The sequence below is a fragment of the Pseudoalteromonas sp. NSLLW218 genome, from assembly GCF_015864775.1.
In the GTDB taxonomy this organism is placed as follows: domain Bacteria; phylum Pseudomonadota; class Gammaproteobacteria; order Enterobacterales; family Alteromonadaceae; genus Pseudoalteromonas.
The window spans coordinates 15,360-31,426 of sequence record NZ_JADYWO010000016.1 but is presented as its reverse complement, the minus strand read 5'-3'; the positions used below and the strand labels follow the sequence as shown (position 1 = coordinate 31,426).

The 16,067-nt window shown below is 38.8% G+C and carries 15 protein-coding genes; 3 read left to right on the top strand and 12 right to left on the bottom strand.

What is annotated here, in order from left to right:
- Nucleotides 1-48: 48 nt before the first annotated feature.
- The 11 genes from hemB to I6E80_RS19110 all read right to left on the bottom strand — a co-directional run bounded on the left by hemB (nt 49) and on the right by I6E80_RS19110 (nt 9,816).
- A complete protein-coding gene (gene hemB, locus I6E80_RS19160) occupies nt 49-1,059 on the bottom strand; it encodes a porphobilinogen synthase (RefSeq protein WP_024599708.1) in 1,011 nt (336 codons plus the stop codon).
- A 12-nt stretch (nt 1,060-1,071) separates the two neighbouring features.
- Nucleotides 1,072-2,925, bottom strand: coding sequence for a diguanylate cyclase (locus I6E80_RS19155; RefSeq protein ID WP_024599709.1), 1,854 nt, complete (start codon nt 2,923-2,925; stop codon nt 1,072-1,074).
- Nucleotides 2,925-3,710, bottom strand: coding sequence for a TatD family hydrolase (locus tag I6E80_RS19150; RefSeq protein WP_197186243.1), 786 nt, complete (start codon nt 3,708-3,710; stop codon nt 2,925-2,927). The genes I6E80_RS19155 and I6E80_RS19150 overlap by 1 nt, the downstream gene beginning before the upstream one ends.
- Complete coding sequence (locus I6E80_RS19145) at nt 3,710-4,225, bottom strand: hypothetical protein (protein WP_024599711.1); 516 nt, start codon at nt 4,223-4,225, stop codon at nt 3,710-3,712. Before I6E80_RS19145 ends, I6E80_RS19150 begins: the two co-directional genes overlap by 1 nt.
- A gap of 1 nt (nt 4,226) precedes the next feature.
- Entirely contained in the window at nt 4,227-4,967 is a 741-nt protein-coding gene (tatC, locus tag I6E80_RS19140; RefSeq protein ID WP_024599712.1) for a twin-arginine translocase subunit TatC, read from the bottom strand.
- 48 nt (nt 4,968-5,015) lie between these two features.
- The gene (gene tatB / locus I6E80_RS19135) at nt 5,016-5,348 is read right to left on the bottom strand and encodes a Sec-independent protein translocase protein TatB (protein WP_024599713.1); all 333 of its coding nucleotides are present in this window, start codon (nt 5,346-5,348) and stop codon (nt 5,016-5,018) included.
- A 5-nt stretch (nt 5,349-5,353) separates the two neighbouring features.
- Nucleotides 5,354-5,602, bottom strand: coding sequence for a Sec-independent protein translocase subunit TatA (tatA, locus tag I6E80_RS19130; protein WP_024599714.1), 249 nt, complete (start codon nt 5,600-5,602; stop codon nt 5,354-5,356).
- A gap of 79 nt (nt 5,603-5,681) precedes the next feature.
- Nucleotides 5,682-7,286, bottom strand: coding sequence for a ubiquinone biosynthesis regulatory protein kinase UbiB (ubiB, locus tag I6E80_RS19125; RefSeq protein ID WP_197186242.1), 1,605 nt, complete (start codon nt 7,284-7,286; stop codon nt 5,682-5,684).
- A gap of 9 nt (nt 7,287-7,295) precedes the next feature.
- Nucleotides 7,296-7,979, bottom strand: a complete 684-nt coding sequence (locus I6E80_RS19120; RefSeq protein WP_197186241.1) for an SCP2 domain-containing protein — start codon at nt 7,977-7,979, stop codon at nt 7,296-7,298.
- 11 nt (nt 7,980-7,990) lie between these two features.
- Nucleotides 7,991-8,746, bottom strand: coding sequence for a bifunctional demethylmenaquinone methyltransferase/2-methoxy-6-polyprenyl-1,4-benzoquinol methylase UbiE (ubiE, locus tag I6E80_RS19115; protein ID WP_024589468.1), 756 nt, complete (start codon nt 8,744-8,746; stop codon nt 7,991-7,993).
- Nucleotides 8,747-8,829: 83 nt separating this feature from the next.
- On the bottom strand, nt 8,830-9,816 hold the full coding sequence (locus I6E80_RS19110) for a GGDEF domain-containing protein (protein ID WP_024599717.1): 987 nt from the start codon (nt 9,814-9,816) through the stop codon (nt 8,830-8,832).
- A 358-nt stretch (nt 9,817-10,174) separates the two neighbouring features.
- On the opposite strand from I6E80_RS19110, the gene I6E80_RS19105 reads away from it, so the two are divergent.
- Together I6E80_RS19105 and I6E80_RS19100 are read left to right on the top strand one after the other, a co-directional pair.
- Nucleotides 10,175-11,956 (top strand): DUF885 family protein, encoded by a 1,782-nt coding sequence (locus I6E80_RS19105; RefSeq protein WP_024599718.1) that lies wholly within the window; start codon nt 10,175-10,177, stop codon nt 11,954-11,956.
- A 176-nt stretch (nt 11,957-12,132) separates the two neighbouring features.
- The gene (locus I6E80_RS19100) at nt 12,133-13,614 is read left to right on the top strand and encodes an FMN-binding glutamate synthase family protein (RefSeq protein WP_024599719.1); all 1,482 of its coding nucleotides are present in this window, start codon (nt 12,133-12,135) and stop codon (nt 13,612-13,614) included.
- A 36-nt stretch (nt 13,615-13,650) separates the two neighbouring features.
- On the opposite strand, the gene mtnK is transcribed toward I6E80_RS19100, so the two are convergent.
- Entirely contained in the window at nt 13,651-14,868 is a 1,218-nt protein-coding gene (gene mtnK / locus I6E80_RS19095; RefSeq protein WP_197186240.1) for an S-methyl-5-thioribose kinase, read from the bottom strand.
- Between the two features lie 129 nt (nt 14,869-14,997).
- On the opposite strand from mtnK, the gene mtnA reads away from it, so the two are divergent.
- Nucleotides 14,998-16,020 (top strand): S-methyl-5-thioribose-1-phosphate isomerase, encoded by a 1,023-nt coding sequence (mtnA, locus tag I6E80_RS19090; protein WP_197186239.1) that lies wholly within the window; start codon nt 14,998-15,000, stop codon nt 16,018-16,020.
- The last annotated feature ends 47 nt before the right edge of the window (nt 16,021-16,067 follow it).

Below are 16,067 nucleotides of genomic sequence, written 5' to 3'. Positions count from 1 at the left end.
TAAACGAATGTAAATAAAAGGCGGTTTAACCGCCTTTTTATAAAACCCTTACTTTTTAGCTAGGTATTGTGCGGCTTGCTTAGCAAAGTAGGTCAATATTCCATCAGCGCCTGCACGCTTAAATGCAAGTAAAGACTCCATTATAGTAGCTTCCTCACTTAACCAACCGTTATCAATAGCTGCTTTGTGCATTGCATACTCGCCACTTACCTGATATGCGAAAGTAGGTACACCAAACTCGTCTTTAACACGACGTACAATATCTAAATAAGGCATGCCAGGCTTAACCATGACCATATCAGCGCCTTCTTGTAAGTCTAATGCGACTTCACGTATTGCTTCATCAGAGTTTGCAGGGTCCATTTGGTAGGTTTTTTTATCGGCACCTTTTAAGTTACCAGCAGAACCTATTGCATCTCTAAATGGGCCATAGTAGCTAGATGCGTATTTAGCTGAGTAGGCCATAATACGGGTATGCACAAACCCATCAGCTTCAAGCGCTTCACGAATTGCAGCAATACGGCCATCCATCATGTCTGAAGGAGCAATTACATCAGCGCCTGCTTCTGCATGTGAGAGTGCTTGTTTAACTAAAATCTCGGTGGTTACGTCGTTTATCACATAGCCAGTGTCATCAATAATGCCGTCTTGACCGTGCGTTGTGAATGGATCAAGTGCACCATCAGTAATTACACCCAACTCAGGAAATGCTTCTTTTAAAGCACGAACAGTGCGTTGGACTAAGCCATCATCATTATATGCTTCTTCGGCAAATAATGATTTTTTATCCGCAGGTGTTACCGGAAAAATAGCTAAGGCAGGTACACCAAGTTCAACAAGTTCTTTTGCTTCAAGCAACAGCAAATCTATTGATAAACGCTCGATACCCGGCATTGATTCAATTGCTTCGCGGCGATTTTTACCTTCAAGTACAAATACAGGGTAAATTAAATCGTTTACGCTAAGTTGATTTTCAGCCATTAAGCGGCGAGAAAAGTCGCTGCGGCGCATTCTGCGCATGCGAGTATACGGGAAAAGGTCTAATCCTGATTGGGCCATATTAATATGCTCCTACTGTGGTAATGGAAAAGTAATTACTTGATTACGGCCATGTTGCTTTGCGTAATAAAGTGCTTTGTCGGCGCACTCAGTAAAAATTTGAGGATTGCTAACATCATCAGCAATGCTGGTGTATACACCAGCGCTAATTGTAAATTGAATATCATTATTGGCAACCGTTACTGTACTGGCTGAGATAGCTGCTCGTATTTTTTCAGCTATGTCTTGTGCGCCTTCATTGGGGGTATTAGGTAATAGCACCACAAATTCCTCACCGCCGTAGCGGGCAACTTCATCTAGTGGGCGCTTTAAATGATCTTTTATTAAGTCAGATACAGCTTTAATAACTTGATCGCCAATTATGTGTCCGTACGTATCGTTAATGCTTTTGAACCGGTCTATATCAAGCATAACAATGCTAAGTGGTGTTTGCTCTCGGCGAGACCGACGAAGTTCCATGACGAGTTTCTTATCAAAAAAACGTCTGTTTTTTATTCCGGTTAAAGCGTCTTCGGTATTGAGTAACTCAAGTGAACGATTTTTTTCTTCAAGTTCTCTAAGTGTAACTTGTAATTCAAAGGTGCGTTCGTCGACTTGTGATTCGAGTTCTTGGCGCGTTTTTTCTTGTAACTTTAAGCGCTCTTTAAGCAGTGTATCTTGGGCTGCATTTTCAGCAATCAAGGTTTGCTGAGCTATTACTTCTTCATCGCGTTGTAAAATAAATAACTTCATTACACTGTAACATAGACAGAAAGTGCAGCTAAAAAAGCATGCAAATACAAATGCTAATGTACTTCTGCTAAAGGCGTATAGCCCCATTACTGCCACAATAAAATAAAGCATTACCACCAAGAAAAAAACTAATACGAGCAATAGCGCTTTATTAGGTTTAGAAGGCGCTAAACGCATGCACGTAAATGTAGTTGCAATATAAAAGCCTAAAGCGATTGGGGTAGCCGTTAAGCAAAATAGTGTCACTATATGGTTTGGAAATAACCAAATAAATAATAACGAGACACCTAATACGTTAACCACTACCTTTTGAACCGTTAGTAAAAAAGAGGGCTTTGGATGGCAAATTTGCTTTTGCAAAGGCAAAAACATTAAAGTAATAAGCATAAGTAGTATAGGGATCATAACTTGCTGTAACGCCGGCAAATTAGGGTGAATATATTTTAAGCCAAAGCCACAAAGGTAGGCTAAGACCCCCCCCAATGTGAGTGTGATTAAACCAGCACAAATAAAATAACGTTTACGCGAAAAACCATATAAAACTAAGCAGCTCACACCTAAAGAAAATATAAAACCAATCAATAAGCCATAGAGTAAATTAAGTTTACCTTTATGCGCTAAATAAGCTTCTGGTTGCCACAAAGTTAAAGGGACTCGCAAGCCTGAGCTATTCATCACCTTCAGTATAATAATCGTTTCGCTATTTGCAGGGCTAATTAGTTTAACTAATAAAGATTCACTTCTGATCGCACGCTTATCAAGGGGGTATGCATCGCCAATTTGGGTGTAAGAAAGTAATTGCGAGTTATGTAACTGATATACTTGAACGTCGTTTAGCAGAGGGTTGTTTAGCGACAACAGTTGTTCGGTATTATAACTAAGCGTGTTTTTTATTTTAAATTTCACCCATACAGAACGTTGCTCAAGACCTAGGTTAAGAGGTTTGCCTAAGGTTTTTTGCCAGTCTACCTTGCTACTTTGTTGTGCATGTAATAGCGACGTTGGTTCAAAAGAGTAATACAGGTTATTGATGTTTTGAGAGTTGAAATCGTGTTTTATTATTACCGGGTTTGCAAATGAATAAAAAGTGCAAAGAAGCATTAATAGACTTAGTAATGCCTTTGCGCAAGCCATTAGCAGCTCTTTAAACCAAAAACATTGTAAAAGTTTTCTGTTGTTTTTCGGGCTATTAATTCTTCATCTGTTTGATAAAGTTGCGCAACTGTTTGGCAAATATAAGGGAGCAGAGCGGGTTCATTTTTACGCGATTTAGGTTTTGGCTTAACTGTTCGTGGAATTAAAAATGGTGCATCAGTTTCTATTAATAATCGATCTAGAGGAATACTAGGTACTAGCTGTTGTAATTCTTTGCCACGCCTTTCATCACATACCCAACCTGTTATACCAATATACAGACCTAAATCTAAATATTGCTTAAGAGCTACAGAGTTACCCGTAAAACAATGAAGTACACCGCGAATATTAAACTCTTTTAGAATACTCAACATATCGTCACTTGCATCACGTTCATGTAAGTAAACCGGTAAATCTAATTTTTCGGCAAGCGTTAGGTGGCGTCTAAAAACGCTACGCTGTACATCGCGAGGTGAAAAGTCACGGTTATAATCAAGGCCGCACTCACCAATCGCTATAACTTGCTTATTGTTTGCAAGTGCAGTTAATTGTGCTTCTAATTCATCCGTCGCCGACTTAGCATCATGTGGGTGTATACCCGCTGTAGAATATTGAAGATGTTTTATTGCAAGTTCAAGTGATTGCTGACTGCTTGCAATATCACAACCTATAATAAGCATATTTGTAACACTGGCTTCGCTTGCGCGGGTAACTACATCACGATGCTGGTCATTAAATTGATGATTGGCTAAGTTAACCCCAGCATCAATTAACGTATATGACATTATTTAGTACGTTTAACGCGAATAGAGCGGTTTTTACCGTCTTGTTTCAGTAAAAAAGAGTTGAATGCACCACGGCTAATTACAATTGTATCGTTTTCTTTTAAACGCATGCTGTCAGAGCCAATTTGACGCCATTGTTGGCCGTTATCTAGAGAGATAATTAACTCGCCATAAGCGGCTTCTTTAACTGAAGTAACCATAGCTTTAATTTCAGTCTCTTTTTCTACCTGTGATTCTTTGTACTCTAAGCCAAAATCGTCAGCTTTTGCCTTTGCTTGAATTGGTGCAGCAGCTACGACTTGAGGTACATTGTTAGCCGTTGGTGGAGTAAGCGTTTTTGTTACTGTTGGCTTTGTTAGTGATTTACCAGCAACTGTATTGTCGTAGCAAAGTAATCGGTTAAAGTCATTTTCAATAAAGCTACATGCTTGTAACGCTTGAGTATTAAATTGTGTTTGCGCAGCAAAAGTAGGCGCACTTAATAAAACCAATAGTGAGAGTAGTTGTTTTTTCATTTTATTCCTCAGATTCTTTTTGTGGTTTAGCGGTATAGAATTTTGCTAAAATTAGGCCTAGCTCAAACAAAAGAAGCATCGGAAATGCTAGTAAAGTTTGTGATAACACATCGGGCGGTGTTAAAAACATCGCCACTACAAAAACGCCTACGACAATATATGGGCGCTTTTCTTTTAAGCTTTTTGTTGTTGTTGCACCACTCCAACATAGCAGCATAATTGCCACAGGAATTTCGAAAGCGACACCAAATGCAAAAAACAGTTTTAATACAAACCCTAAATAGCTACTTATGTCGGGCGCAAGAGTCATCATCTCTGGACCAGTACTTGTAAAAAAGCCTAAAATAATTGGCAGAACTACAAAATAACAAAAGGCTATACCGCCATAAAATAATACTATACTTGAGGCGAGAATAGGCATGAGCATTTTCTTTTCATGCTGATATAAACCCGGCGCTATAAACCCCCAAATTTGATGCAATATCCACGGAATTGACGCAAATAAAGCGACAAATAAAGTTAGTTTGAAAGGTGCAAAAAAGGGGGCAGTAACGTCGGTTGCAATCATAGTTGCAGTGCTTGGCAAATGCGAAACTAACGGCTGTGCAACAAAGGCATAAATGTCATTCGCAAAATATACTATGGCAATAAAAATAATGAAAATGCTCAATAGTGCTTTTATTAGCCGATCACGCAACTCAATTAAATGAGCTACAAATCCCGATTTTACTTCCTCAGCCATTATTTTTTATACCATGTAATAAGTTGACCACAAAGTGAGAGATAAATTTCACTTTTTTTCATCAAGTTGTTGGTTATTTGATGTATCCGGTTGTTTTTTCTTGTAGCTGTGAGTAACTGACTCAGCCGCTTTTTGTAACTCTGTTAATGAACTTTGTAACTCAGGGCTTAAATCTTTTAGTTCTTGTTGTTCTGCTTTTTTAAGGTTTTCGTGAAGTTCGTGAATACGCAGTTCCTCACTTACTTCGGCTTTTACCGAGTTGGCAAGTGACTTAGCTGTTTTAACCCATTTACTTACTGTTCTAATAGCAACAGGTAAGCGTTCTGGGCCAAGCACTACTAAGCCAACAATAAAAATAACAACAAGTTCCCACATCCCCATACTAATTAAACCTTATTGCTATCTTTGTTTTTTTCAGTATTGGTTGAGCCGTCAACGGTGCTTTTTTCTGATTGTTGAATTTGCTCTGACTTTTCTTGTTCACTCGCTGTGTCGTCTGACATTGCTTTTTTAAAGCCTTTAACAGCGCCTCCAATATCACCACCCATACCGCGTAGTTTTTTTGTACCGAAAAGTAAAACTATGATCGCTAAAACAATTAATAATTGCCAAATACTAATACCACCAAAACCCATGGTTTTCTCCAATATATAAACGGTTAAATGTATATTTTAAATACTAATTATACGCCCAATAGCGCAAATAGCACTCAGTTTATGCGTTGCGCCATGCTGTTATAAAACTAATAGCCGATAAGCTTATAGTAATACCTGCAGCTATTAAATCGTGCTGTAAATAACAAAGTGTTGCCATAATCATTGTAGCACTACCAAATAAACTCAATATTAAAGGTTTATGAGATACCTTTTGTTCTTGAGGTTTATGAGCGTGTGGTGCACGCTTTAAATTCTGGTAAATTAGATCAGGTAGTTCAGGCATTTTTTCAGCCCAAAATGGCAAGTTAGCATACATTTGCTTCAGTACTGATAGCGGTCCAACTTGCTGCTTAACCCAATCTTCTAAAAAGGGTTTAGCTGTTTTCCATAAGTCGAGTTGTGGATATAGCTGACGCCCTAATCCTTCAACGTATAATAAGGTCTTTTGCAGTAATACTAATTGCGGTTGAACCTGCATGTTAAAACGACGTGCGGTATTAAATAGATTTACGAGCACGTGACCAAATGAAATTTCAGCAAGCGGTTTATTGAATATAGGCTCGCACACTGTGCGAATCGCAAATTCAAATTCTTCAATGCTGGTATCGTGTGGTACCCAGCCAGAATCAACGTGTAGCTGTGCAACTTGGCGATAATCACGATTAAAAAAGGCAATAAAGTTTTCAGCTAAATAGCGTTTATCTTCTTTGCTTAACGTACCAACTATACCGCAGTCAATACCGATATACATTGGATTTTCAGGATGCTCGCGAGAGACGAATATATTACCCGGATGCATGTCGGCATGAAAAAAGCTGTCTCTAAACACTTGCGTAAAAAACACTTCTACGCCGCGCTCAGCAAGTAATTTCATATTCGTGTTTTGCGCCAGAAGTGAATCGGTATCAGAGACGGGTATACCGTAAATACGCTCCATTACTAGGACATTACTACGGCTATAATCACTGTAAACTGCAGGAATATACAATGATTCAGAGCCTTCAAAGTTGCGCTTAAGTTGAATGCCATTGGCACCTTCGCGCATTAAGTCGAGCTCGTCTAGGAGTGTTTTTTTATATTCTTTAACTACTTCTACAGGACGCAGGCGTTTTGATTCGTTATGGACTTTTGCAAGTACCTTAGCGAGCTTTTCCATTAACGCTAAATCGGCATTAATTTGCTCGTAAATATTTGGTCTAATAACCTTAATTACTACATCTTGCTCAATGCTTTGCTCATCAATAAGCTTTGCTGTATGCACTTGCGCTATAGATGCAGAAGCTAGAGGAGTTTGTGAAAACTCACTAAACAATTCACTTATATCGTTAATTTCTAGCGCTTTTTCTATTATTTTTTGTGCAAGTTCGCCTTCAAATGGCTGAACTTGATCTTGTAAAAAGGCAAGCTCTAAAGCGATATCATGAGGGAGTAAGTCACGACGAGTAGAGAGCATTTGGCCAAACTTAATCCAAACAGGGCCAAGCTCTTGTAGTGCCAGACGTAAACGTAGTCCTGCAGGTTTTTCTTTGTGCTGATTACGCAGCCAAAACAAACTGCCACGAGCTACTTTACCAAACCAAGGGATCTTATGTTTAGGAATTAGCTCGTCTAGCCCATAGCGAAGTAAAGTTTTGGTGATGTTATACAAACGTGCAGTCGACACAAAAAATCCTTAGCGGGTGTTTGAAGGTAAAAAAGAGTTTAACAAGGTATTTATACGCTGCTCAACAGCAGCTACTTGGCCTTTGAGTTCTCTATTTTTTTGTTTAAATTGCTCAAGTTCTAATGGGTGAATAGTAATTGCGAGCTCGTCTTGGCATAAACTTGTAAGCATTGTACCTATTTTAGTGTTGGTTTTGCTGCTCTTTTGTTTTAGTTTTTTTAGGTGTAGATATAACTGCTGAGCGGGGGTGTCGCCAATGTATTTAGAAAGCTGTTCAGGCCAATCAATATCAATGCCTGAAAACGCATTACTATAAGTTTGCGCAATATTTAAATCGCCTTGTAAGTCGAGCTTATCTTGGCGAATTAACTGGGTAAGCATAGCTGGGTTTTTAAGTGCTAAAAGCGTGTCTATATCTGCGCTGATCATACAATCTGCGTTTTCGTTACTTTGAGCACTGTATAAGTGCAATTGCTCAGCGCTATAAACAAGTTGGATACTTTGTTGCCAATCTCTTACTTCAACCACTAAGCGCTGATGTTTAACTGCGCTTAGTTTTTGAGACAATTGTGGGTCAAGGCTGAGAGCTTGATTTAGTACACGCTCAATAAGCGAAAGCACAAAATTAGGTAACATAAAAAATTCAGATGCCATTGCATCATTATTATTTTTTGTTATTGTCTCAAGTGCCATAACTGCAAGCCTTAATATTTAAAACCACGATGCAGCGCAACAATTCCGCCTGTGAGGTTTTGGTATGTTGTTTGCTCAAAGCCTGCATCTTCCATCATCGCTTTTAGCGTGTCTTGATCTGGATGCATGCGAATAGATTCAGCTAAATACTTATACGATTCACTGTCGTTAGCAACTAGCTTACCCATTGTAGGCAATAAATTAAATGAGTAAAAATCGTAAGCTTTACTAAGTACGTCATGCTCTGGTTTTGAAAACTCTAAAACAAGTAAACGACCACCTGGCTTTAAAATACGGTACATAGAGCGCAATGCTTTGTCTTTATCGGTAACGTTACGTAAGCCAAAGGCAATAGTGATCACATCAAAGCTATTATCTGGGAACGGCAGCATTTCTGCATTCATTTGTACGTAGTCGATATTGCCAACTAACCCAAGATTATGTAGTTTTTCACGACCAACTTTAAGCATAGATGAGTTTATATCACCTAAAACAACTTGACCCGTTTCTCCAACTAATTGACTAAACTTTGCCGTTAAGTCGCCAGTGCCGCCGGCTAAATCGAGTACATGATGGCCTTTACGAACACCTGAGCTTGCAATAGTTTGACGTTTCCATAAACGATGCACACCAAAAGACATTAAATCATTCATTACATCGTATTTTGCAGCTACTGAGTGAAATACATCAGCAACCATAGAAGCTTTATCGTTCTCGGCTACTGTTTTATAACCAAAATGCGTGGTCTTTTGTTCGGTTTCGTTCATGACTAATCTCTATCGTGACAATAGAGGTTAGTGTACTTTATTGTACACAGTAGGTGCAATTTGAATATGATTTATCAGGTAATTTATTGCCCTGCAGTGTAACTACTTTGCCCTAATGAACGTGCTTTATAAGCCGCATGAGATGCTTTTTTAGCTAGCTGATTAAAATCATCTTCTTGTTGATGCTGAGCAATTCCTAGTGATAAGCCAATACTAGGTAGTTTAATCCCTGTTTTTGAACTAACAAAGCGCAGCTTTTCGACACCATTTCGTACTTTCTCGGCTATTACATTGGCCGTATCTGGGTCGATGTCGGCGAGCAAAACAGTAAATTGATCTTTAGCTGTGCGACCAGGTAAGCCACTTTGAAAAACATATTTTTGAACTTGCTTAGCTACTTTATTCAAAATGACTTCACCAATAATATCACCATAATTTTCAGTAAAATGATCAAGGTTGTCTATTTGAATCGCTATTGCGCAAATAGACTTTTGTTGATTAGTCCACACTTGCGTTTGTTGCGTTAAATAATGGCGCTTATAAAGCCCTGTTTGACTATCAATAATATGTTGTTTACGAAGCTGAGTAAGTTGCTTTTGTGTTTTTTCGTGTAGTTGTTTAGCTTTACTGAGTTCTTGCTTAAATTGCTTATGTTGGTTGAGTAATTCGGCGGTTTGATTATGGAGTACTTCAAGCGCTTGACGGCTTTGTTCTATGTTGTTCTCATTAAGCGAATGTACGCACTCGCTTACTTGACCCGCAAAACGAACTATTTGCTTCTCAGTAGCATGAGAGTTTTGAGAAAGTGAATTTATAACACCATCAACGTTTTGAATCATGTTGACTTGCGCTAAGTGGCCGGTATTTAAAAACTCAGAATGTAGCTGTTCAATTAAAACGCTATCTATATTATCCTCAACAGCAATAGCACGATCTAAAGCTTTATTTAGCTTGAGATTAGTTTGACTGGTATAAGTATAAATAACTTGATAATTCAGCGGCGTAGGTGGGAGCGCATAACGCTCTAAAAAAACACACACTTTGGTCATTTTTTCTTGTGCAATAGCCATGGAATCATGGAACATCATTTTTTAAATACCAACTAAGTACGCATAAGTGCAAATTCGAATATCTCATTCCATGAGGCGGTTATGCGTCCGAGCTTTTTATTATTTTTTACTACAGTAATCGTTATGTGCGCCATTTAAAAGTAAAAACAGAAGTTAGGGAACTTAAATTTTACTTTAGCGGCTTGATAGCTGTTTTTCTCATCAATTAAGCTTGCTATTGGCAATGTTAGAGTCGTTTCTTAGTTTAATACACTTGTTTTTAGTAAGGTTTATTTATTAAAGTTGGTCTCATTTACTTGCTATTTATTTAGCCTGCGATAGTTTTATGAAATTAATAACACTGCTAAGTTACATTATAATGAATCACTTTTTAGTTAAGCCACTTCGCCAATCTTTATTTGGCATCACAATTTTATGTTCATTGAGTGCATGCCAAATAACAACACCAAATGCCAATAAACAATTTACACAAGTAGCAAAAAGCATTGTCGATTATAGGCAAAGTACTAATCCTTATAGCAATTTAGAGGGAGTTGAAGGTTATTTATTACCAAATTTATCGCCCAAATTTTTAGCACAAGAATATAAAAATAAAGCGAGTCTACTTGCTGAGCTAGACGCAGTTAATATTGCAAAGTTAAGTGATGAAAATCAAATAAACTTCAATATTATTCGAGCTCAAGTACAAAACAGTGTTGATGAATATGTATTTAATGCGCACTATATGCCGCTTACCTCAGAATATGGTTTTCATTCTGGTTTATCGTACATAGTAAACAGCTCTCAATATAAAAATCAGCAAGACTACCAAGTATATTTGACTCGATTAACACAAGTCCCACGCTTTTTTGAACAAAACATCTATTGGATGAAAAAAGGGATCGAAACAGGCCTTACCCAACCTAAAGCAGTGTTAGAGGGTTATGAAGACTCAATTAATGCTTACATTGTTGACGATGTAACTACATCTGAGTTTTATAAACCTTTTTTAACTAATACAGCAGGTTTGAGTGACGATAAATTTAAAGCGTTACAACAAAAAGCTAAAAACATTATAAAAGACGATGTTATACAGTCTTATAAGAATTACTTAGCGTTTTTTACGCAGCAGTATCGACCTAGTGCACGCACAAGTATTGGCATATCAGAGACGCCTAATGGCGAGGCATTTTATAAAAACAGAGCTAAGTATTACACCACTACCGATATGACACCTAAAGAGATTCATGAACTTGGATTGAAAGAGGTTGCTCGAATCCGCAGTGAAATGAAAGACGTAATAACAGAAGTAGGTTTTAAAGGCACGTTTGCCGAATTTATTCACTTTTTACGCACTGATCCACAATTTTACGCCACAACACCTGAGCAGCTTTTAAAAGAAGCCTCTTATATTGCTAAAAAAATGGATGCACAACTGCCTAAGTTATTTCATACCTTACCGCGTAAACCTTATGGCGTAGCACCCGTGCCAGCCAGCATTGCCCCTAAATACACAACAGGTCGATATTCTGGTTCTAATCGAGATGATGAAGCAGGGTATTACTGGGTAAATACTTACGCTTTAGATAAGCGCCCTTTGTATGTTTTAGAGGCATTAACGTTGCACGAAGCCGTGCCAGGTCATCATTTGCAAATCTCACTCAATGCTGAGCTTGAAAATTTGCCGAGTTATCGTCGTGATGCTTACCTTTCGGCATTTGGCGAAGGTTGGGGACTTTACTCTGAGTATTTAGGTTTAGAAGCAGGCTTTTACCAAGACCCATATAGCCGTTTTGGTCGCTTGACCTATGAAATGTGGCGAGCAGCCCGTTTAGTTGTTGATACGGGTATGCATATGTATGGCTGGAGCAGAGAGCGTGCCATGAATTTTATGAGTGAAAATACAGCGCTTTCGCTGCATAACGTTAAAACAGAAACTGATCGTTATATAACATGGCCTGCACAGGCGCTTTCGTACAAAATAGGTGAATTAACTATTAAACGTTTACGCTCTGAAGCAGAGCAAGCACTTGGGCACGATTTTGATATTCGTGAGTTTCATCATCAAATATTACGTCATGGTTCAGTGCCTTTATCGGTACTTGAAACGCAAGTACGCATTTATATTAAAAAGGAATCAGTTAAGCTGGAAAGTAAATAAGTATAATTTTTTAAAGTGGGTACTGAGTTGTTTTTTAGCTATTTAAGTTACAGGTTTGCTGGTAAGTACTTGTATTTATTTTAAGCTAGCAGATTAATAATTATGATGTGCCATTTACTTCATTAAAACGGTCAGTACTTATTAGCTATTATTTTAAAAATCACCAAGGGTCATAAATGAGCAATTTTATAATGTTTAGTATCGATATATTTGCAAGTATGTTTATAGTTGTGCTCGGGTTCGTTGTGCTTACTGTTATTATTTTTTATATTCGAGATGTAACGCAAACAAAGCATGCTATTAGGCGTAATTACCCTGTAATTGGTCGTTTCCGGTATTTTTTTGAACGCCAAGGTGAGTTTTTTAGACAATACTTTTTTGCTCAAGATAGAGAGGAAATGCCATTTAACCGCGCAGAGCGAAGCTGGGTTTATCGCGCTGCTAAAGATGTTGACCGTACTGCTGCATTCGGTTCAACACAAAGCTTAGAAGTAACAGGTACAGTTATGTTCATGAACTGTGCGTTTCCGACTTTAGATGAAGAAGCACTCGACCCGAGTAATGTCACTTTAGGTCCATACTGTAAAACACCTTACACCACTAATTCGTTATTTAATGTATCGGGTATGAGCTTTGGTGCGCTCTCAAAGCCTGCGGTTCGTGCTTTATCAAAAGGAGCTAAATTAGCAGGTTGCTGGATGAACACCGGTGAAGGTGGGCTAAGCCCATACCATTTGGAGGGGGGCGCCGATATTGTTTTTCAAATTGGTACCGCTAAATATGGTGCACGAGACGAGCATGGAAATTTAAGCACCGAAAAACTTAAAGAAATAGCGGCTCACGAGCAAGTCAAAATGTTCGAACTAAAAATGAGCCAAGGCGCTAAACCAGGTAAGGGTGGAATGCTTCCAGGGCGTAAAGTTAATGCCGAAATAGCTAAAATTAGGGGTATTCCAGAGGGGCAAGACTCTATTAGTCCCAATGGCCATCCTGAAATTAAAAACCCAGCCGATATTCTAGATATGATTGCCACGGTACGTAACGCGACAGGTAAGCCTACAGGCTTTAAAGCGGTAATTGGTGCCTACGGGTGGTTAGAAACGTTGTTCGCTGAAATAAATCATCGTGGTATAGAGTCAGCACCTGATTTTATTACCATAGATAGTGCTGATGGTGGTACGGGGGCGGCACCACAACCGCTTATGGACTCAGTGGGTTTACCACTACGTGAAAGTTTACCGCTGGTAGTTAACATGCTTGAAAAGCATGGGCTGCGAGATCGTATTAAAATAATCGCATCAGGTAAATTAATTGTTCCTTCCAAGGTTGCTTGGGCATTGGCACTGGGTGCTGATTTTGTTGTGTCGGCTCGAGGGCATATGTTTGCACTGGGCTGTATTCAGGCAATGCAATGTAATAAAGATACCTGTCCAACGGGGATCACTACACATAACGAGCGTTTGCAACGCGGTTTAAATGTAGCTGATAAAGCGCAGCGAGTAGCTAACTATAATAAATACATTCATTACGGAGCGGGGCTTATAGCTCATTCTTGTGGTGTTACTAGCGCACGTGAATTAAGGCGTGAGCACGTACGTATAGTGCAAGAAAGTGGTTTATCGGAGCCGCTTGATAAAATTTATGAAAATTATAAGTAAATTTTAATAATGGAAAAGGCGCTGATAGCGCCTTTTTTAATTTAATTGGCTTATTAATAAACTAAAAAATGCGTCTTTGTTGTCGCATGTTTGGGCATTCAAAATAAGCTGCTCGCCTAGCGCTAATGTTTGTTTTTGCACTGTAAGACGCGCAGCCTCATCACTAATGCTATCTATATCGGTTACATGTGCGAGCCCTATGGTGCGCCTAATTAATTCAGCACCACAATAACCAATAGTGTCTTGTAGTACGCTTTTCATAAAGTACTCACTATAACCTGTAGCCTTTAGCGCAGCTTCAGTAGTGTGCTCATTGATAAGCGTAAGCCAATGTTGTTCAAATAAGGTATAGCATTCAACAAGAGTGCTTAATAAATGAGTTTGGTAATTACGACGAGCCAAAAAATCTTCAATGCGCCCGTATTGCGCACAATAATTTAAAAGTAAATTACCAATAAAAGAGCCAATATCGAACCCAATAGGACCAAAAAAACCAAACTCAGGATCGATCATCTTTGTATTATTACAATCAACAAAAATACTGCCGCTATGCATATCACCATGAAGTAATGTTTGCGGGTTAGATAAAAAATTAGCTTTTAGTTTTGCGACTTCTAACTTTAAGGCGCTATTTTTTTGTATTGCATCAACTTCGCTTTGTAGTTGCTTTGGGTAGTTATTGCGTTCGTGCTCAATGTACGGATCGCTAAAAAATAAGTCTTCAGTAATTTGGCAAAGCTCGGGATTAGTAAATTGGCTAGCAAGTGTTTTTTTATTTTGTGCGGTTAAATAAAAGTCTGAATTATAAAAACCAGTATGGCTTAAGTAGGTCGCTACATGCTGCGCCAATTTAGGAAATTGCTCTGCATTATTTTGTGCAGTACGCAGTATTTGTAAATTACCTAAATCTTCTAAAATAGTGAGCGCTTGCATTTCACTATAATGTAAAACCCTAGCTGTATAAGTTGGGCAAATAGCGCCATGATTAAGCAAAACTTGTGCTTCTATACGAGCTCTATCAAGCGTTAATGGCCACGACTCACCCACGCAACGGGCGTAAGGCAAAGCTTGCTTTAAAATAACGCTATTATTTTGCTCATCAGTAATTCTAAATACTAAATTAAGATTGCCATCACCAAACTCGTACGCCGTTAAGGTTTGTCCGTGGGCAAAAAAATTACATTGGTTAGATTCAATTAACGTCGACACATAATCGATAGCGCGCTGTGCATTAAAAGCAACATAGTTAGTCATGGTTTAAATCTCAAAAATCAGCTTTTAAGCATTCTATACCTTTAAATGTTTAGATGTCTACAAGTCCAACTTGAGAGTTATTCAAAGTGGTGTAAAATAACGTTACGCATTTTTAATACCTTGAGCATTATGCAAAATTTAATCGCAAGCAGTTTAAAATATGAAAACGGGTCGCTTAGTGTGCTCGACCAATATTTACTACCTCACCAGCAGGTATGGCATCAGTGTCATGATGTAGAAACCATGAAAGAGCTGATCATTAGTTTAAAAGTGCGTGGAGCTCCACTTATTGGCTTAAGCGCGAGCTTGCTAGTGGCGTATTTAGCTGAGCAAGGGGTAGTTAAAAGTGAGCTTGAAAAAGCAATCAACGAACTAGAAGCCACTCGCCCAACGGCGGTTAATTTAATGCATTGTATGGCGGCACTACGTAAAGCTTTAACACAAAGCGATTATGTTACCGGTATTGTTACCACTGCTGAGCAGTTGTTTGTAGAAGATATAGCGCTGTGCGAGCGAATGGCAAACCGTGGCGCTGAACTAATAAATAGCGGCGACAACATATTAACCCATTGTAATACTGGGGCGCTTGCAACTGCGGGTATTGGTACGGCACTGGGTGTTATTTATAAAGCGCAGCAAAAACATGGCAACGTACATGTGTGGGTTGACGAAACACGACCCTTATTACAAGGCGGTCGCTTAACTGCCTTTGAGCTTGAGCGCTGGAAAATACCGTACACATTAATTTGCGATAATATGGCGGCAAGTTTAATGGCTGCAGGTAAGGTAGATAAAATAGTAGTAGGGGCTGATCGTATTGCCGCCAATGGTGATTTTGCTAATAAAGTGGGCACCTATAATTTAGCCGTACTTGCGTATTTTCATAACATTCCATTTTATGTAGTTGCGCCTATTACCACGCTTGATACCAACACCGCGTGTGGTGATGATATAGAAATAGAGCAACGTAATCCTCAAGAAGTGCGCGGAGTTAGCGGTAGCTTTGGTGAGGCTTTATGGGCACCCACTAATGCTAATGTATATAATCCTGCATTTGATATAACACCAGCAAAGCTGATTACAGGGTGGGTGTTAGATACTGGCGTTTATAACCAAAGCCAAGTAGAAAGTGGCGAACTTTTAAAAGCTTAAATAATTTTGCGATGTTTTGGTCCACATTATGTTTATTAGTGTGGACC

Coding starts and splice junctions, on each gene's coding strand:
- hemB (WP_024599708.1), bottom strand. CDS start 1,059: ATGGCCCAATCAGGATTAGACCTTTTCCCGTATACTCGCATGCGCAGA.
- I6E80_RS19155 (WP_024599709.1), bottom strand. CDS start 2,925: ATGGCTTGCGCAAAGGCATTACTAAGTCTATTAATGCTTCTTTGCACT.
- I6E80_RS19150 (WP_197186243.1), bottom strand. CDS start 3,710: ATGTCATATACGTTAATTGATGCTGGGGTTAACTTAGCCAATCATCAA.
- I6E80_RS19145 (WP_024599711.1), bottom strand. CDS start 4,225: ATGAAAAAACAACTACTCTCACTATTGGTTTTATTAAGTGCGCCTACT.
- tatC (WP_024599712.1), bottom strand. CDS start 4,967: ATGGCTGAGGAAGTAAAATCGGGATTTGTAGCTCATTTAATTGAGTTG.
- tatB (WP_024599713.1), bottom strand. CDS start 5,348: ATGGGGATGTGGGAACTTGTTGTTATTTTTATTGTTGGCTTAGTAGTG.
- tatA (WP_024599714.1), bottom strand. CDS start 5,602: ATGGGTTTTGGTGGTATTAGTATTTGGCAATTATTAATTGTTTTAGCG.
- I6E80_RS19120 (WP_197186241.1), bottom strand. CDS start 7,979: ATGGCACTTGAGACAATAACAAAAAATAATAATGATGCAATGGCATCT.
- ubiE (WP_024589468.1), bottom strand. CDS start 8,746: ATGAACGAAACCGAACAAAAGACCACGCATTTTGGTTATAAAACAGTA.
- I6E80_RS19110 (WP_024599717.1), bottom strand. CDS start 9,816: ATGGCTATTGCACAAGAAAAAATGACCAAAGTGTGTGTTTTTTTAGAG.
- I6E80_RS19105 (WP_024599718.1), top strand. CDS start 10,175: ATGAATCACTTTTTAGTTAAGCCACTTCGCCAATCTTTATTTGGCATC.
- I6E80_RS19100 (WP_024599719.1), top strand. CDS start 12,133: ATGAGCAATTTTATAATGTTTAGTATCGATATATTTGCAAGTATGTTT.
- mtnK (WP_197186240.1), bottom strand. CDS start 14,868: ATGACTAACTATGTTGCTTTTAATGCACAGCGCGCTATCGATTATGTG.
- mtnA (WP_197186239.1), top strand. CDS start 14,998: ATGCAAAATTTAATCGCAAGCAGTTTAAAATATGAAAACGGGTCGCTT.